At 73.7% G+C, this 17,687-nt stretch carries 14 protein-coding genes; 12 read left to right on the plus strand and 2 right to left on the minus strand.

What is annotated here, in order from left to right:
• Positions 1-7 precede the first annotated feature (7 nt).
• From H1D33_RS01290 to H1D33_RS01345, 12 genes are all read left to right on the plus strand, one after another.
• Positions 8-1,051 carry a substrate-binding domain-containing protein gene (locus H1D33_RS01290; RefSeq protein WP_181569814.1) on the plus strand — a complete coding sequence of 348 codons (1,044 nt, stop codon included), beginning with the start codon at positions 8-10 and terminating at the stop codon, positions 1,049-1,051.
• 53 nt (positions 1,052-1,104) lie between these two features.
• The gene (locus H1D33_RS01295; RefSeq protein ID WP_414685527.1) at positions 1,105-2,301 is read left to right on the plus strand and encodes a Gfo/Idh/MocA family protein; all 1,197 of its coding nucleotides are present in this window, start codon (positions 1,105-1,107) and stop codon (positions 2,299-2,301) included.
• Between the two features lie 224 nt (positions 2,302-2,525).
• Positions 2,526-3,674 (plus strand): inositol-3-phosphate synthase, encoded by a 1,149-nt coding sequence (locus tag H1D33_RS01300; RefSeq protein WP_181569812.1) that lies wholly within the window; start codon positions 2,526-2,528, stop codon positions 3,672-3,674.
• Positions 3,671-4,570 (plus strand): SCO3242 family prenyltransferase, encoded by a 900-nt coding sequence (locus tag H1D33_RS01305; RefSeq protein ID WP_181569811.1) that lies wholly within the window; start codon positions 3,671-3,673, stop codon positions 4,568-4,570. Before H1D33_RS01300 ends, H1D33_RS01305 begins: the two co-directional genes overlap by 4 nt.
• Positions 4,567-5,457, plus strand: coding sequence for a sugar phosphate isomerase/epimerase family protein (locus tag H1D33_RS01310; RefSeq protein WP_181569810.1), 891 nt, complete (start codon positions 4,567-4,569; stop codon positions 5,455-5,457). Before H1D33_RS01305 ends, H1D33_RS01310 begins: the two co-directional genes overlap by 4 nt.
• 35 nt (positions 5,458-5,492) lie before the next feature.
• On the plus strand, positions 5,493-6,098 hold the full coding sequence (locus tag H1D33_RS01315; protein ID WP_181569809.1) for an EboA domain-containing protein: 606 nt from the start codon (positions 5,493-5,495) through the stop codon (positions 6,096-6,098).
• Position 6,099: 1 nt separating this feature from the next.
• On the plus strand, positions 6,100-6,951 hold the full coding sequence (locus H1D33_RS01320; RefSeq protein WP_181569808.1) for a TatD family hydrolase: 852 nt from the start codon (positions 6,100-6,102) through the stop codon (positions 6,949-6,951).
• Entirely contained in the window at positions 6,951-8,138 is a 1,188-nt protein-coding gene (gene eboE / locus H1D33_RS01325) for a metabolite traffic protein EboE (RefSeq protein ID WP_181569807.1), read from the plus strand. Before H1D33_RS01320 ends, eboE begins: the two co-directional genes overlap by 1 nt.
• On the plus strand, positions 8,135-9,538 hold the full coding sequence (locus H1D33_RS01330; RefSeq protein WP_181569806.1) for an alkaline phosphatase family protein: 1,404 nt from the start codon (positions 8,135-8,137) through the stop codon (positions 9,536-9,538). The genes eboE and H1D33_RS01330 overlap by 4 nt, the downstream gene beginning before the upstream one ends.
• A gap of 136 nt (positions 9,539-9,674) precedes the next feature.
• Entirely contained in the window at positions 9,675-12,512 is a 2,838-nt protein-coding gene (locus H1D33_RS01335; RefSeq protein WP_181569805.1) for a PQQ-dependent sugar dehydrogenase, read from the plus strand.
• Between the two features lie 20 nt (positions 12,513-12,532).
• Entirely contained in the window at positions 12,533-14,632 is a 2,100-nt protein-coding gene (locus tag H1D33_RS01340; protein WP_181569804.1) for a ThuA domain-containing protein, read from the plus strand.
• Positions 14,633-14,805: 173 nt separating this feature from the next.
• Positions 14,806-15,813, plus strand: a complete 1,008-nt coding sequence (locus H1D33_RS01345; RefSeq protein ID WP_181569803.1) for a sugar phosphate isomerase/epimerase family protein — start codon at positions 14,806-14,808, stop codon at positions 15,811-15,813.
• 115 nt (positions 15,814-15,928) lie between these two features.
• Here the strand turns inward: H1D33_RS01345 and H1D33_RS01350 are convergent, their stop codons facing one another.
• Positions 15,929-17,113 carry an ROK family transcriptional regulator gene (locus tag H1D33_RS01350; protein ID WP_181569802.1) on the minus strand — a complete coding sequence of 395 codons (1,185 nt, stop codon included), beginning with the start codon at positions 17,111-17,113 and terminating at the stop codon, positions 15,929-15,931.
• Between the two features lie 121 nt (positions 17,114-17,234).
• Positions 17,235-17,618, minus strand: a complete 384-nt coding sequence (locus H1D33_RS01355; protein WP_181569801.1) for a hypothetical protein — start codon at positions 17,616-17,618, stop codon at positions 17,235-17,237.
• Between the last annotated feature and the right edge of the window lie 69 nt (positions 17,619-17,687).

Here is a 17,687-nt window from a genome sequence, read left to right on the forward strand (position 1 = left end):
GGCCGTCATGACAAGTGACCTGTCACGCCGCCGGCTGCTCTTCGGCGGAGCCGCGGTCTCGGCCGGGGTGTTGCTCGCCGGCTGCACGAGCAACGAGCAGTCCCCGACCGAGGCGCAGACCAAGGCCGCCGCGAACAACGCCAACACCGAGCCGGGCAAGAAGGTGACCATCGGCTTCTCCGCCCCGGCCGCCGACCACGGCTGGATCGCCGCCATCACCAACAACGCCAAGGCGCAGGCCGGCGCGTACGGCGACGTGGAGCTGAAGTCGGTCGAGGCCGGCGCGGACGCGGCGGCCCAGCGGGCGGCGCTGTCCACGCTGATCTCGCAGAAGCCGGACGTGATCGTGCTGCTGCCGCACGACGGCAAGGAACTCAACGCGTTCGGCCTGGAGGCGATGAAGGCCGGCATCCCGGTGGTCAACCTGGACCGGGCCTTCCCCGACCCCAAGGCCTACCGGCTGCAGATCAAGGGCGACAACTACGGCATGGGGGTGGCCGCCGCCACCTACATCGCCGAGCAGCTCAAGGCCAAGGGCGTGAGCAACCCGGTGATCGGCGAGATCCCCGGCATCGAGTCGCTGGAGCTGACCCAGGAACGCTCCAAGGGCTTCGCCGACACGCTCGCCTCGTACGGGCTGAAGGTGGCCAACCGCCGCCCGGCCGAGTTCACCGTGGACTCCGGCCAGCAGGCCGCCACCGGGCTGTTCCAGGCCCTGCCGAAGATCGACGCGGTCTGGAACCACGACGACGACCAGGGCATCGGCGTGCTGGCCGCGGTCAACCAGGCGAACCGCAAGGAGTTCTTCATGGTCGGCGGCGCCGGCTCGAAGAAGGCCATGGAGGACATCGCGGCCGACAACACGGTGCTCAAGGCCACCGTCACCTACAGCCCGTCGATGGCCTCCTCGGCCATCTCCCTGGCCCGGCTGATCGGGCAGGGCAAGGGCATGTCCGACCTGGTGGAACTCCAGGTGCCGAAGGAGATCGTGCTCTCCTCCGAGACGATCACCAAGCAGAACTCGGGCGACTACCTGAAGCTCGGGTTCTGACACACGGGGGGAGACCCAGCTTGTCCAGTCACGACAGCATCCTGCGGGTCGGCATGGTCGGCTACGCGTTCATGGGCGCCGCGCACTCACAGGCGTGGCGCACCGTGAACCGGGTGTTCGACCTGCCGGCGAAGGTGCGGATGTCGCTCGTCTGCGGCCGGGACGAGCCGAAGGTGGCCGAGGCCGCCGACCGGCTCGGCTGGGACGGGTACACCACCGACTGGCGGCGGCTCGTCGAGTCCGACGAGATCGACGTGGTCGACATCTGCACGCCGGGGGACAGCCACGGCGAGATCGCCCTCGCCGCGTTGGCCGCGGGCAAGCACGTGCTGTGCGAGAAACCGTTGGCCAACACCGTCGCCGAGGCGCGGGAGATGACCGCCGCCGCCGCGCGGGCCCGCGAGTCCGGGGTCCGCACGATGTGCGGCTTCAACTACCGGCGGGTGCCGGCGGTCGCGCTGATGCGGCAGCTCGTCGCCGAGGGGCGGCTCGGCGAGATCCGGCACGTCCGGGCGGCCTACCTCCAGGACTGGATCGTCGACCCGCAGTTCCCGCTGGTCTGGCGGTTGCAGAAGGACCGGGCGGGTTCGGGCGCGCTGGGTGACATCGGCGCGCACATCATCGACCTCACCCAGTACGTCACCGGGCAGTCGATCAGCGGGGTGAGCGCGCTCACCGAGACGTTCGTCCGGCAGCGGCCGTTGCCGGCCGGGTCGAGCGGCCTGGCCGCGCAGGCCGGCGGCAACGGCCGGGGCACCGGTGAGGTCACCGTGGACGACGCGGCGGTCTTCGTGGCCCGGCTCGACGGCGGCGGGCTCGCCACCTACGAGGCGACCCGGTTCGCGACCGGCCGCAAGAACGCCCTACGGGTCGAGATCAACGGCTCGCGCGGCAGCGTCGTGTTCGACCTGGAACGCCTCAACGAACTGGAGTTCCTGGACGCCACCCGGCCCGCCGCCGAGCAGGGCTTCAGCCGGATCCTGGTGACCGAGCCGGAGCATCCGTACCTGGACGCGTGGTGGCCGCCGGGCCACATCATCGGCTACGAGCACTCCTTCACCCACCAGATGCGCGACTTCGTCGAGGCGGTCGCCACCGGCACCGACCCGAGGCCGTCGTTCGCCGACGCGTTGCAGGTGCAGTTGGTGCTGGATGCGGTGGCGCAATCCGCCGCGCGGTCCGCCTGGGTGGAGGTGGAGAAGGAGGGGGCCCCCGTTAACGCCTCCGGTAGAGGAGGGGGCCCCGCTTAACAACCCGCCCACCCCGTGCGGCGTGCGAGCGCCGCCGACACCCTTCCGGCGCCGGCCGGCGAGGGCCCGCCGCGGTTGCGCCCCGCGGCGGGGACGAGGCCGGCGTCGGGGAGCGTGCCACCGGAACCTCCGGCCGGCACGACCAGCACGGCCCTCCGGTGCGGCCGGACCGGGATTCCCCGGCCGCACCGGCGGGACCGGCACCTACCTGGGGAGGTAACGCGATGCGTACGGGTGTCTGGCTGGTGGGAGCACGCGGCTCGGTCGCCACCACCAGCGTGATCGGGGCGCTCGCCCTGCGGGCCGGGCTGACCGCGCCGACCGGGTGCGTCACCGAGCTGCCCGAACTGCGCGGTCCCGCGCTACCGGGCCTCGCCGACCTCGTCTTCGGCGGTCACGACGTGGTCGCCACCCCGCTGACCAAACGCGCCGAGGCGCTCGCCGCCGCCGGGGTGCTGCCCGGCCGGCTGGCCGACGCCGTCGCGCCGGAGCTGGCCGACGTCGAGGCGGCGCTCCGACCCGCGCCGACCGAGGGCACTCCGGCGGACCGGATCGCCGCCGTGGTCGACGACCTGACCACGTTCCGCCGCCGGCACGGGCTGGACCGGGTGGTGGTGGTCAACGTCGCCGCCACCGAACCGGCGCCCGCCCCGCACCCGGCCCACCACGACCTGCCCGCGCTACGGGACGCGCTGGCCGGCCCGGTCGACGTGCTGCCGCCCAGCTCCCGGTACGCGTACGCGGCGTTCACCGCCGGCTGCCCGTACGTCGACTTCACCCCGTCCACCGGCGCCCGCCTGCCGGCGCTGGCCGCGCTGGCCGACGAGCACGGGCTGCCGTACGCCGGGCACGACGGCAAGACCGGCGAGACGCTGCTCAAGTCGGTGCTCGCGCCGATGTTCGCGATGCGGCACCTGGCGGTGCGCTCCTGGTCCGGCACGAACCTGCTCGGCGGCGGCGACGGCGCCACGCTCGCCGAGCCGGCCGCCAACGCCGCCAAGGTGGGCAGCAAGCAGCGGGTGCTCGCCGAGACGCTCGGCTACCTGCCGCAGGGCAGCACCCGGATCGACTACGTCGAGGAGTTGGGCGACTTCAAGACCGCCTGGGACCTGGTCACCTTCGCCGGTTTCCTCGGCACCGGGATGCGGATGGAGTTCACCTGGCACGGCTGCGACTCGGCGCTGGCCGCCCCGCTGGTGCTGGACCTGGCCCGGCTCACCGCCGCCGCGCACGCCGCCGGCCGCCGGGGACCCCTCACCGAGCTGGCGTTCTTCTTCAAGGATCCGCTCGGCGCCACCGGTCACGCGCTCGGCGACCAGTGGGCGGTGCTGCGCGACTTCGTTGCCGGCCTGCACGGCGGGGCGCCCCGGTGACCCGCCTCGCCGACCTGGCCGAGCTGGTCCGCGCGCCCGCCGCGCTGTCGGTGCCCGGTGACGTGCTGGCCGGGGCCGCGGCGGCCGGCGCGCTCGGCCGGCGTACACCCGCCCTGGCCGCCGCGTCGGTGCTGCTCTACTGGGCCGGGATGGCCGCCAACGACTGGGCGGACCGGCGGCTCGACGCGACCGAGCGCCCGGAGCGGCCGATCCCGTCCGGCCGGGTCCACCCCGCGCTCGCGCTCGGCCTGGCCGGCGGCCTGACCGCCGCCGGGCTGGCGGTCGCGACCGCCGCCGGGGGCCGGCCCGCGGCGACCGTCGCGGTCGGTCTGGCCGCCACCATCTGGGGGTACGACCTGAGCGCGAAGGACACCACGGCCGGTCCCGCCGTGATGGCCGCGTGCCGAGGGCTGGACGTCCTGCTCGGCGCGACGGGCGGCCGGACGGCCCGGGCGCTGCCGGCGGCGCTGACCGTCGCCGCGCACACCTGGACCGTCACCGCGCTGTCCCGCCGCGAGGTGACCGGGGTGGCGGACCGGCGGTTGCCGGGCCTCACCCTGGCCGGCACCGCGCTGATCGCGCTCGCCGCCCCGGGCCGGCCGACCGTGTTAAGCGGGGCCCCCTCCTCTACCGAATGCGTTAAGCGGGGGCCCCTCCTTCGGGTGGCGGTGGTGCTCGCGGGGGGCTACGCCGTGCGGTACGGGCGGGCGCAGGTTCGGGTGCTCGCCGACCCGTCGCCGGCCCGGGTCCGGGCCGCGGTCGGTGCCGGCATCACCGGGCTGCCCGCGTTGCAGGGCGCGCTGACCGCCCGCGCCGGCGCCGGGCTGCTCGGCCTCGCGGTGGCCGCCGCCGCGCCGCTCGGCCGCCGCCTGGCCCGGCTGGTCTCGCCGACATGACCACCGTGACGCCGGCCGCCGCGCCCCGCCGGCCCGCGCCCGCGCCGGGCCGGCTGCGATTCGGGTACGGCACCAACGGCTTCGCCAACCACCGCCTCGACGACGCGCTCGCGGTGCTCGCCGACCTCGGGTACGCGGGCGTGGCGCTCACCCTGGACCACGACCACCTGGACCCGTTCGCCCCCGGGCTGGCCCGCCGGGTGGACGCCGTGCGTCGCCGGCTGAGCGCGTCGGGGCTGGCCGTGGTGGTCGAGACCGGGGCCCGCTACCTGCTCGACCCGTGGCACAAGCACGCCCCGACGCTGCTGCACGACGACCCGTCCCGCCGGATCGAGTTCCTCCGCCGGGCCGTACGGATCGGGGCGGATCTGGGCGCGGAGGCGGTCTCCTTCTGGGCCGGTGTCCGCCCGCCCGAGGTGCCGCCCCGGGTCGCGTGGGAGCGCCTGGTCGACGGGTGCGCCGCGGTCTGCGCCGAGGCGGGCGGCGTGCCGCTGGGCTTCGAGCCGGAGCCGGGCATGCTGGTCGAGGACATCGCCGGCTGGCGGCGGCTGCGCGCCGCGCTGGGTGAGCCGCCCGGCTTCGGCATCACCCTCGACATCGGACACTGTCGCTGCCTGGAGCCGCTGCCGGTGCCCGACTGCGTGGCGGCGGTCGCCGACCACCTGGTCAACGTGCAGATCGACGACATGCGCCGGGGCGTGCACGAGCACCTGGAGTTCGGCGCCGGCGAGATCGACTTCCCGCCGGTGCTGGCCGCCCTGGCCGACGCCGGCTACCCCGGCCTGGTGGCGGTGGAGCTGCCCCGCCACTCGCACGCCGCCCCGACCGTCGCCGCCCGCTCGCTGGACTTCCTGCGCGCCGCCGCCCGCCGCGGCGAGAGGCGGTGACCGACCACCTTCCACCACCGGCAGAGGGAGACGGCATGACACCCGACCGACTGCGCGCCGCGCTGCGGGGCGTACCCGATCCGCAGTGGCTGGACGCGGCGCTGCGCCGCGTCGCGACCGAACCCGCGGCGATCCCGCGCTACTTCGCCGCCGCCGCCCGGCGGTGCGGGCGCGGTCCGGTGCCCGACCCGCCCGGCTGGACCGTCGACGAGGCCGCCCGGGCGCTGCTGCTCACCGCGCTGCCCGGCGGGCACGCCACCGCGGCCGAGACGCTCTACCGGGAGGGTGACGCCGCGGAGAAGCGGGCCGTGCTGCGGGCGCTGCCGCTGCTGCCGATCGGGGCGGAGTGCGTGCCGCTGCTGCACGACGCGATCCGCACCAACGACACCCGGCTGGTCGCCGCCGCGCTCGGGCCCTACGCCCGGCACCTGGAACAGCCGGCGTGGCGGCAGGCGGTGCTCAAGTGCGTCTTCGCGGGCGTGCCGCTGGCCGTGGTGGTCGACCTGACCGAGCGGGCCGACGGCGAGCTGGCGCAGATGCTCGCCGCGTACGCCGCCGAGCGGCACGCCGCCGGACGGACCATGCCGGCCGACGCCACCGACCTGCTCGACCGGCTCACCATCACCACCACGGAGGCGTGACATGCGCATCTTCGACCCGCACATCCACATGACGTCCCGGACCACCGACGACTACGAGCGGATGGCCGCCGCCGGGGTGCGGGCGGTGGTCGAACCGGCGTTCTGGCTGGGCCAGCCGCGCACCAGCGTGGAGAGCTTCGTCGACTACTTCGACTCGCTGGTCGGCTGGGAGCCGTTCCGGGCCGGCCAGTTCGGCGTCCGGCACCACGCCACCGTGGCGCTGAACCCGAAGGAGGCCAACGACCCGCGCTGCCGCCCCGTGCTCGACGTGCTGCCCCGCTATCTGGACAAGGACGCCGTGGTGGCGGTCGGCGAGATCGGCTACGACGCGATGACGCCGGCCGAGGACGCCGCGCTGGCCGGGCAGCTCGCCCTGGCCGTCGCGCACGACCTGCCCGCCCTGGTGCACACCCCGCACCGGGACAAGGCGCGCGGCGTCGACCGCACCCTCGCGGTGGTCGCCGAGTCGGGCATCGCACCCGGGCGGGTGCTCGTCGACCACCTCAACGAGGTGACCGTGGACCTGGTCCGGGACACCGGCTGCTGGCTGGGCTTCTCGATCTATCCGGAGACCAAGATGTCGCCGCCGCGGATGGTCGAGCTGCTGAGGACGTACGGGACCGAGCGGATGCTGGTCAACTCCGCCGCCGACTGGGGGCGCTCCGACCCGCTGCTGACCCGGGCCACCGGGGAGGCGATGCTGGCCGCCGGGTTCGACGACGACGACGTGGACCGGGTGCTGTGGCGCAATCCGGTGGAGTTCTACGGCCAGTCCGGCAAGCTGGACCTCACCGACCTGGAGGACTCGGCCGCCACGTTCGCCGGCAACTCGATCCTGCGCGGGGGCGCGTGATGCGCCTGCGTCACGCCGACGGCACCACCGTCCACCTCGGCTACTGCACCAACGTCCACCCGGCGGAGGAGCTGCCGGGCATCCTCGCCCAGCTCGACACGTACGCGGTCGAGGTGCGCCGGAGCCTCGACGCCGACCTGCTCGGGCTGGGACTGTGGCTGGCCGCGCCGGTGGCCGCCGCGCTCGCCGCCGATCCGGCGGCCCGTCGCCGGCTGCGCCACGAGCTGACCGTACGCGGGCTGGAGGTGGTCACGCTCAACGGCTTCCCGTACGCGGCGTTCCAGGCGCCGGTGGTCAAGGGCGCGGTCTACCACCCGGACTGGAGCACGCCGGAGCGCCTCGCGTACACCCTGGACCTGGCCCGGGTGCTGGCTGACCTGCTGCCCGACGACGCGGCCCGGGGTTCGATCTCGACGCTGCCGCTGGCCTGGCGCACGCCGTGGGACCCGGACCGGGCCGATGCCGCCCGGCGTGGGCTGGACGTGCTCACCGCCGGGCTGGCCGCCGTGCGCCGCGACACCGGCCGGACGGTCCGGGTCGGGTTCGAGCCGGAGCCCGGCTGCCTGGTCGAGTCGACCGGGCAGGCCGCCACCACGCTGTCCGGCGTGGACCCGGAGTGGCTCGGGATCTGCCTGGACCTGGCGCACCTGGCGTGCGCCTGGGAGGAGCCGGCCGACGCGCTGGCCCGGCTGCGCGACGCCGCGCTGCCGGTGGTCAAGGTGCAGGTCTCCGCCGCCGTCGAGGCGCCCGACCCGGCCGGCGCGACCGGCGCGCTGCGCCGCTTCGTCGAGCCGAGGTTCCTGCACCAGACCCGGGCGGCGGGCTGCGCCGGCGCCGGCGACCCGGCCGATCCGGCGTGGGCGGCCGACGACCTGGACGCCGCGCTGGACGCGCGGCTGCCCGGGGCGTGGCGGGTGCACTACCACGTGCCGTTGCACGCGCCGCCGGAGGAACCGTTGCGCTCCACCGTGCCGGTGCTGCGGGCCGCTCTCGCCGCGCTGTTCGCCGGGCCGGCCGCCGGCTGCGACCACCTCGACGTGGAGACGTACACCTGGGGGGTGCTGCCGGAGGCGCGGCGGCCGCGCGGCGACGCGGAGCTGGCCGCCGGAATCGCCGCCGAACTGGCCTTCGCCCGCGCCGAGCTGGCCGCGCTGGGCGTGGCCGGTGGTGTGGGGGTGTCCTCATGAGCCGGCGGCTGGTGGTGCTCGACGTGGTGGGGCTGACGCCGCGCCTGCTGGCGCACATGCCACGGCTGCGCGCGGTGGCCGAGGCCGGTTTCGCCGCCGAGCTGGGCACCGTGCTGCCGGCGGTGACCTGCTCGGCGCAGGCCACGTTCCTCACCGGCGAGCCGCCCGCCGGGCACGGCGTGGTGGGCAACGGCTGGTACTTCCGGGACCTCGGCGAGGTGCTGCTCTGGCGGCAGCACCACGCGCTGGTCGGTGGCGAGAAGGTGTGGCAGGCGGCGCGCCGGGTGGAGCCGGGCTACCGGGTGGCGAACGTCTGCTGGTGGTACGCGATGGGCGCGGACGTCGACTGGACGGTCACGCCGCGCCCGGTCTATCACGCCGACGGGCGCAAGGAGCCGGACTGCTGGACCGACCCGCCGGAGCTGCACGACACGCTGACCGACGCGCTCGGGGTGTTTCCGCTTTTCAGCTACTGGGGGCCGGCCGCGGGGCTGCCGTCCTCGGCGTGGATCAGCCGGGCCGCGCAACGGATCCTCGCCGACCACGCCCCGGACCTGACCCTGGTCTACCTGCCGCACCTCGACTACGACCTGCAACGCTTCGGGCCGTCCGCGCCGCAGGCCGCCGCCGCGGCGGCGGAGCTGGACGCGGTGCTCGGGCCGCTGCTGGACGCGGCGCGGGAACGCGACGCCACGGTGGTGGCGCTCTCGGAGTACGGCATCACCGACGTGTCCCGCCCGGTGGACGTCAACCGGATGCTGCGGGCCGAAGGGCTGCTGCGGGTGCACACCCAGGCCGGGATGGAATACCTGGAGCCGTGGACGTCGCGGGCCTTCGCGGTGGCCGACCACCAGGTCGCGCACGTCTACGTGCGGGACCCGGCGGACGTGCCGGCGGTGGCGAAGCTCTGCGCCGCGCTGCCGGGCGTGGCCGAGGTGCTGGACGCGACCGGGCAGGCCGGGTACGGGCTGGACCATCCCCGCTCCGGCGAGCTGGTGCTGGTGGCCGAGCCGGACGCCTGGTTCACCTACTACTACTGGTTGGACGACGCGCGGGCGCCCGACTTCGCCCGCCTGGTCGAGATCCACCGCAAGCCCGGCTACGACCCGGCCGAGCTGTTCTTCGACCCGGCCGCGCCGGCGGCGGCGAAGCGCCGGGCGGCGGTGGCGCTGGCCCGCAAGAAGCTCGGGATGCGCTATCTGATGAGCGTGGTGGGGCTGGACGCGGGCGCGCGGGCGGTACGCGGCTCGCACGGGCGGCTGCCGGCGGACCCGGCGGACGGGCCGGTGTTGCTCTGTTCCGACCCGACGGTGGCCCGGGACCGGGTCGCGGCGACCGACGTGAAGGCGTTGCTGCTCCACCTCGCCGGGCTAACTTTTGTCGATCCGCGTCAAAAGTAGTTCTCGATCGATCAGAAGCTATGGACATGCTGATCGAAAGGTCTTAATGTCGTGCCCAGCACCAGCTCCCCCCTTTCGGCATCCGGCGCGACGCGCGCCCGATCCTGGCTGCGCGCGTCAGGAAGGACTGCACGGCATGTCCAGCCACCCCCACCACCCACCCGCACGACGACGACTGGCCGCCGGCGCGGCGCTGCTGCTCGCCGCCACCGCCGGCACGGTCACCCTGGCCACGACGCCCGTCCCGGCGTCCGCCCACCCCATCACGGCAAGCGACTTCCAGCAGGTCGAGCTGGCCCGCGGCGTCGCCGAGACCGGCGAGCCGATGTCGCTCGCGGTGCTGCCCGACCGCTCGGTCCTGCACACCGCCCGCAACGGCACGCTGCGCCGCACCGACGCGGCCGGCACCACCACGGTCGTCGGCACCCTCGCCGTCTACACCCACGACGAGGAGGGGTTGCAGGGCGTCGGCGTCGACCCCGGCTTCGCCACCAACCGGAACATCTACCTCTACTACGCGCCGCCGCTCTCCACCCCGGCCGGGGACGCACCCGCCACCGGCACCGACTTCTCCGCCTGGCAGGGCGTCAACCGGCTCTCCCGGTTCACGCTCAACGCCGACTTCACGCTCAACCAGGCCAGCAAGGTCGACGTGCTCGACGTGCCGGCCGACCGGGGACTCTGCTGCCACGTCGGCGGCGACATCGACTTCGACGCCGCCGGCAACCTCTACCTCTCCACCGGCGACGACACCAACCCGTTCGACTCCGCCGGCTACGCGCCGATCGACGAACGCACCAACCGCAACCCCGGGTACGACGCGCAGCGCAGCGCCGGCAACACCAACGACCTGCGCGGCAAGATCCTGCGGATCAAGGTGAACGCCAACGGCACGTACTCGATCCCCAGCGGCAACCTCTTCGCGCCCGGCACCGCGAAGACCCGCCCCGAGATCTACGCGATGGGCTTCCGCAACCCGTTCCGGATGAGCGTCGACAAGGCCACCGGCATCGTCTACGTCGGCGACTACGGGCCGGACGCCGGCACCACCTCGGCGCGCGGCCCCTCCGGGCAGGTCGAGTTCGACCGGGTCACCGGGCCGGGCAACTACGGCTGGCCGTACTGCACCGGCACCAACACCGCCACCGAGACGTACGCCGAGTGGGACTTCGCCGCCGGCACGGCCGGCGCGAAGTTCAACTGCACCGGCGGCCCGACCAACAACTCGTTCCGCAACACCGGCCTGGCGACGCTGCCCGGCGCCAAACCGGCCTGGATCCGCTACGGCGGCGACGCCGGCACCCCGAGCGAGTTCGGCGGCGGCTCCGAGTCGCCGATGGGCGGCCCGGTCTACCGCTACGACGCGGCCAACCCGTCCACCACCAAGTTCCCGCAGACCTTCGACGGCCAGTTCTTCGCCACCGAGTTCGGGCGCGGCTGGATCAAGCCGATCCACGTCAACACCGACGGCTCACCCGGCACCATCGACGCGTTCCCGTGGACCGGCAAGCAGGTGATGGACTCCGCGTTCGGCCCGGACGGCGCCTACTACGTGCTCGACTACGGCACCGGCTACTTCAACGGCGACGCCAACTCGGCGCTCTATCGCTTCGACTACCTGGGCGGCGGCAACCGCGCCCCGGTGGCCCGCGCCGCCGCCGACAAGACCTCCGGCACCGCGCCGCTGGCCGTGGCGTTCTCCTCGGCCGGCTCGTCCGACCCGGAGGGCGGCGCGCTCACCTACGCCTGGACGTTCGGTGACGGCGGCACCTCCACCGCCGCCAACCCGTCGCACACCTACACCGCCAACGGCCGCTACACCGCCACGCTGACCGTCCGCGACCCGCAGGGCGCCACCGGCACCGCAAGCGTGACGATCACCGTGGGCAACACCGCGCCGACCGTGGTCATCGAGACGCCCGGCAACGGCAAGCTCTTCTCCTTCGGCGACACGGTCCCGTTCCGGATCACCGTCACCGACCCGGAGGACGCCACCATCGACTGCACCAAGGTCAAGATGACCTACGTGCTCGGCCACGACCAGCACGGCCACCAGATCACCTCGGCGACCGGCTGCACCGGCACGATCGCCATCCCGGTGGACGGCGAGCACGACGACGCGGCGAACATCTTCGCCATCTTCGACGCCGAGTACACCGACTCCGGCGGCCTCACCACCCACACCCAGCACACGCTCCAGCCCCGGCACCGGCAGGCCGAGCACTTCAAGACCTCGTCCGGGATCAACACGTTCGACAAGGGCACCGCCGAGGGCGGCAAGACCGTCGGCGACATCAACAACGGGGACTGGATCGCGTTCCAGCCGTACCTGCTCGCCGACGCCACCGGGTTCAGCGCCCGGGTCTCCTCGGCCGGCGCGGGCGGCACGCTCCAGGTGCGGGCCGGCTCGGCCACCGGCACCGTGCTCGGCTCGGCCACCGTCCCGGTCACCGGCGCCTGGGACTCGTTCACCACGGTCACCGGCACCATCACCAACCCGCCGGCCGGCACCACCACGCTCTACCTGACGTTCGCCGGCGGCACCGGGGCGCTCTACGACCTGGACGCGTTCACGTTCACCACCTCGGCCGTACGGACCGGGCCGGTGAAGGGACTGGCCGGCAAGTGCCTCGACGTGCGCAACGCGGCGACCGCCGACGGCACCCAGATCCAGCTCTACACCTGCAACGGCACCGCCGCGCAGACGTGGACGGTCACCCCCAACTCGACGGTCAAGGCGTACGGCAAGTGCCTCGACGTCTCCGGCGGGGCGAGCGCGGACGGCACGAAGATCCAGCTCTACACGTGCAACGGCACCGGCGCGCAGAACTGGTCGGCGCAGGCCGACGGCACGGTGCGCAACCCGCAGTCCGGCAAGTGCCTGGACGTGTCCGGCAACAACTCGGCCGACAGCACGCCGGTGCACCTGTGGACCTGCACGGCCGCCGCCAACCAGAAGTGGACGCTGCCGTGAGGTGGGAAGGGAGAACCCCGATGAGACTCCTCCGCATCGCGTTGGTGGCGGTGACCGCCGTGGCCGCCACCAGCGCCGCCGCCCCGGCGAGCGCCGCCGACGCCCCGTACGACGTGCTGGTCTTCTCCAAGACCGCCGGTTTCCGGCACGACTCCATCGCGGTCGGCACGCAGGCCGTGCGCGACCTGGGCGCGGCGAACAACTTCACGGTCACCGCGACCGAGGACGCCACCCAGTTCACCACCGCCAACCTGGCCCGCTTCGAGGCGGTGATCTTCCTCAACACCACCGGTGACGTGCTCAACGCGACCCAGCAGGCCGCCTTCGAGTCGTACATCGGCGGTGGCGGCGGGTACGTCGGCGTGCACTCCGCCGCCGACACCGAGTACGACTGGCCGTTCTACGGCAACCTGGTCGGCGCCTGGTTCGCGTCCCACCCGGCGATCCAGCCGGCCAGCGTCAAGGTGGAGGACCGGGCGCACGCGGCCACCGCGCACCTCCCGCAACGCTGGAGCCGCACCGACGAGTGGTACGACTACCGCACCAACGCCCGCTCCACCGCGCACGTGCTGGCCAGCCTCGACGAGTCCACGTACAGCGGTGGCTCGATGGGTGGCGACCACCCGCACGCCTGGTGCAAGCCCTACAGCGGCGGCCGGTCCTTCTACACCGGCGGCGGCCACACCCAGGCGTCGTACGCCGAGCCCGCGTTCCGCGCGCACCTGCTCGGCGGCATCCGCTACGCCGCCGGGCGCACCAAGGCCGACTGCCGGCCGGAGACCGGCTACACCGCGCTCTACAACGGCGGCACCACCGGCTGGTCGCAGGCCGGGCCGGGCAGCTTCACCAACTCCGACGCCACGCTCACCTCGGTCGGCGGCATGGGCCTCTACTGGTACAGCGCGAAGCAGTTCACCAACTACTCGCTCAAGCTGGACTGGCGGCTCGCCGGCGACGACAACTCCGGGGTGTTCGTCGGCTTCCCGCCGTCGAGCGACCCGAACTCGGCGGTGAGCAACGGCTACGAGGTGCAGATCGACCCCACCGACGCGGCGGACAGGACCACCGGCGCGATCTACGGGTTCAAGTCCGCCGACCTGGCGGCCCGGGACGCGGCGCTGAACCCGGCGGGGGAGTGGAACACCTACGAGATCCTGGTCGAGGGCGAACGCCTCCAGGTCTTCCTCAACGGCGTCCGGATCAACGACTTCACCAACACCGACCCGGTCCGCTCGCTCGCCGGGCACGTCGGCATCCAGAACCACGGCACCGGCGACGACGCGTCGTTCCGCAACATCCGGATCAAGGAACTGGGCGGCACCCCGCCGCCGACCGGGAACACCACCGTGCCGGCCGAGTCGTTCAGCGCGGCCAGCGGCGTCAGCGCGTTCACCAAGGCCGGCGCCAACGGCGGGCAGACCCTGGGGTACGTCGACCCGGGCGACTGGGCCGCGTACCAGGGCCTCGACCTGACCGGCGTGACGTCGCTGCGGGCCCGGGTGGTCTCCGGCGGGCCGGGCGGCACGATCCAGGTGCGGACCGGCTCGCCGACCGGCCCGCTGCTCGGCCAGGTGGCGGTGCCCAACACCGGGAGCTGGACCACGTTCGCCGACGTCACGACCACGCTGAGCGGGGTGCCGTCGGGCACGCAGACGGTGTACCTGACGTTCACCGGAAGCGGGTCCGGCCTCTTCGACGTGGACGACTTCACGCTGGTCCGCGGCGGTGGCGGCACCGGCGGGACCGGCCCGGTGAAGGGGCTGGCCGGCAAGTGCCTCGACGTGCGCAACGCGGCGACCGCCGACGGCACCCAGATCCAGCTCTACACCTGCAACTCGTCGACGGCGCAGACCTGGACGGTCACGCCGAACGGGCCGGTGAAGGCGCTGGGCAAGTGCCTGGACGTCTCCGGCGGGGCGAGCGCGGACGGCACGAAGATCCAGCTCTGGACGTGCAACGGCACCGGCGCGCAGAACTGGTCGGCGCAGGCCGACGGCACGGTGCGCAACCCGCAGTCCGGCAAGTGCCTGGACGTGTCCGGCAACAACTCGGCCGACGGCACGGCGGTGCACCTGTGGACCTGCACCGGCGCCGCCAACCAGCGCTGGACCCTGCCGTGAGGTAGGCCATAGAGTGGGGACGGCGACCGCGAGGTGGCCGGTGACCCGTCGGGAGGCGCAACCCGTCGGGTGCAGACGCTCCGGCGTCCACCGGTGCCCAGCCGTCGCCGTCCCCCGGTCACCCTCGCCCCGGTCCGCGACGGAATCCCCCACCACGACAGGGGAGAAGGACAATGGCGCGACCCATCACGCTCTTCACCGGCCAGTGGGCCGATCTTCCGTTCGACGAGGTCTGCCGGCTCGCCGCCGAGTGGGGGTACGACGGGCTGGAGATCGCCTGCTGGGGCGACCACTTCGAGGTCGACAAGGCGCTCGCCGACGACTCCTACGTCGACCGCAAGCGGGAGACCCTGGCCAAGCACAACCTCCAGGTCTTCACCATCTCCAACCACCTGGTCGGGCAGGCGGTCTGCGACCACCCGATCGACGAGCGGCACCAGGACATCCTGCCGGCCAGGATCTGGGGCGACGGCGAGCCGGAGGGGGTGCGCCGCCGCGCGGCCGAGGAGATAAAGGACACCGCGCGGGCGGCGGCGAAGCTCGGCGTACGCACCGTCGTCGGGTTCACCGGCTCGTCCATCTGGCACACGTTGGCGATGTTCCCGCCGGTGCCGCCGGCCATGATCGAGCGCGGCTACCAGGACTTCGCCGACCGGTGGAACCCGATCCTGGACGTCTTCGACGCCGAGGGCGTGCGCTTCGCGCACGAGGTGCACCCCAGCGAGATCGCCTACGACTACTGGACCACGAAGCGGACCCTGGAGGCGATCGGCCACCGGGAGGCGTTCGGGCTCAACTGGGACCCGTCGCACTTCGTCTGGCAGGAGCTGGACCCGGTCAACTTCATCTTCGACTTCGCCGACCGGATCTACCACGTGGACTGCAAGGACGCGAAGGTGCGCACCGGCGACGGCCGGCGTGGCCGGCTCTCCTCCCACCTGCCCTGGGCCGACCTGCGGCGCGGCTGGGACTTCGTCTCCACCGGCCACGGCGACGTGCCCTGGGAGGACTGCTTCCGGGCGTTGAACGCGATCGGCTACGACGGCCCGATCTCGATCGAGTGGGAGGACGCCGGCATGGACCGCCTGGTCGGCGCCCCCGAGGCACTCCAGTTCGTCCGCCGCCTCGCCTTCGACGCCCCCACCGCCGCCTTCGACGCCGCCTTCAGCACCCGCCCCTAACCCCGCCCCGTCTCGCGCGATCTTGCAGTTTCGGCCCTTCCATAACGGGTCAACTGCCACATTCGAGGGGCCGAAACTGCAAGATCGACGGGGTGGGGGTGGGGGTGGGGTGGGGTCAGCGGGTGGTGAAGGCCTGGTCGCTGGTCTGGCGGGCGGCGCCGATCAGGGCGGCGCGGTCGTCCAGGTCGGACAGGACGATGGGCATGCTGCCGGTGGCCAGCGGCGTGGACCGGCGATAGACCACGCCACGGATCTCGGCGAGCAGGACCGGGCCGATGCCCGGCGCCGCGCCACCGATGATCACGATGGCCGGGTTGACGAAGCTGACCAGGTCGACCAGCACCTGACCGAGCCGGCGGGCGGCGTCCCGGACCAGCGTCTGCGCCGCCGGGTCGCCCTGGGTCGCCGCGCCGGCCACGTCGGCCACGGTCAGCGCGCCGGCCGCCGCGAGCCGGTCCGCCAGCGCCGTCGAGCGCCCGGCCCGCGCGGCCGTCACTGCCTCCCGCACCAGCGCCGCATCCCCGCAGTACGCCTCGACGCAGCCGGTGTTGCCGCAGCCGCAGAGCGGCCCGTCCTCGGTGAGCTGGAGGTGCCCGATGTCGCCGGCCCCGCTGGCCGCGCCCCGGTAGAGCGAGCCGCCGAGCACCAGGCCGCAGCTCACCGCGTCACCGAGCTTGACGTAGAGGAAGTCGTCGAACGGGCGGCCGGTGCCGGCGTGCCACTCGCCGAGCGCCATCGCGTTCGCGTCGTTGTCCACCTGCACCGGGCAGCCCAGCTCGGCGGCGAGCGTGTCGCGTACCGGGAACCGGTGCCAGCCGGGCAGCGCGGGCGGAGAGACCGGCGAGCCGTCGCGGACCGCGACCGGCGCGGGCAGCGCCACCCCGACGCCGGTCAGCCGGGCCAGTCCCGCCTCGGCCCGCAGCTTGCCGAGCAGCTCCACCGCGCGGCCGACCACCGGCTCCGGGCCGAGCCGCACGTCGACCGGCTCGTCGTGGCGGGCGAGCGGGTTCAGCTCGCCGTCGGTCAGCGCGACCCGCAACCGGCCGCCGCCGAGCACGACCGCGCCGAAGCGCACCTGCGCACCGATCCGCAGCAGCGACGAGCGACGCCCGCCCCGGGACGCGGCCGGTCCCGCGGTCTCGACCAGGCCCTGCTCGATCAACCGGTCCGCCTCGGCGGCGAACCGGGCCCGGGGGAGCCCGAGGACGTCGACCAGCTCCACCCGCGAGCGGGGACCGTCGTCGCGCAGCAGTCTCAGCAGCCGCGCCTGGTCCTCGGTCTCCGGTCCGACCATCGCCATGTGATCGTCCACCTCCCCACCGGAGAATGTGCCACACCGCCGTCACGGCGGCGTGACACGTGCGGACGGACACACGGAAGCGGGCCGGTCACCCGGAGGTGCCGACCCGCTTCCGCTGACGTCAGAGGGTGCTGCTGGTGCCGTTCGGCTTGGTGCTGGTGCCGGTCGTGGTCGAGCCGGTCGCGCTCGTGCCACTGGTGCCGACCTTGCTGCCCACCGCGGCCGGCGTGCCGGCGAACGGCTTGTCGGCGTCGGTCAGCCCTGACTTGCTGCCGTTGCCCGTGGAGATCTTCTCGCCGAGCTTGCTCTGCCCGAGCTTGTCCTTGCCCTCGGAGTAGAGCCGGGTCGCCTGGGCCTGCGCGACGCCGGCCGCCTCCTGGACGGTCGGGTGGTCGAGCACCTTACGCCCGCGGACCACCAGCTCCTCGTACTTCTCCCGGCCGGCACGGGCGCCCAGGACGAAGCCCGCTGCCAGCCCGCCAAGAAACATGATCTTTCCGCGCATGGCGGCTCCTTTCGTACCTGAACTCTGTTGGTGCCTAACTACCCATCCTGCTCTCGGCTCATACCTCCC

This window comes from Micromonospora ferruginea (genome assembly GCF_013694245.2).
In the GTDB taxonomy this organism is placed as follows: Bacteria; Actinomycetota; Actinomycetes; order Mycobacteriales; family Micromonosporaceae; genus Micromonospora; species Micromonospora robiginosa.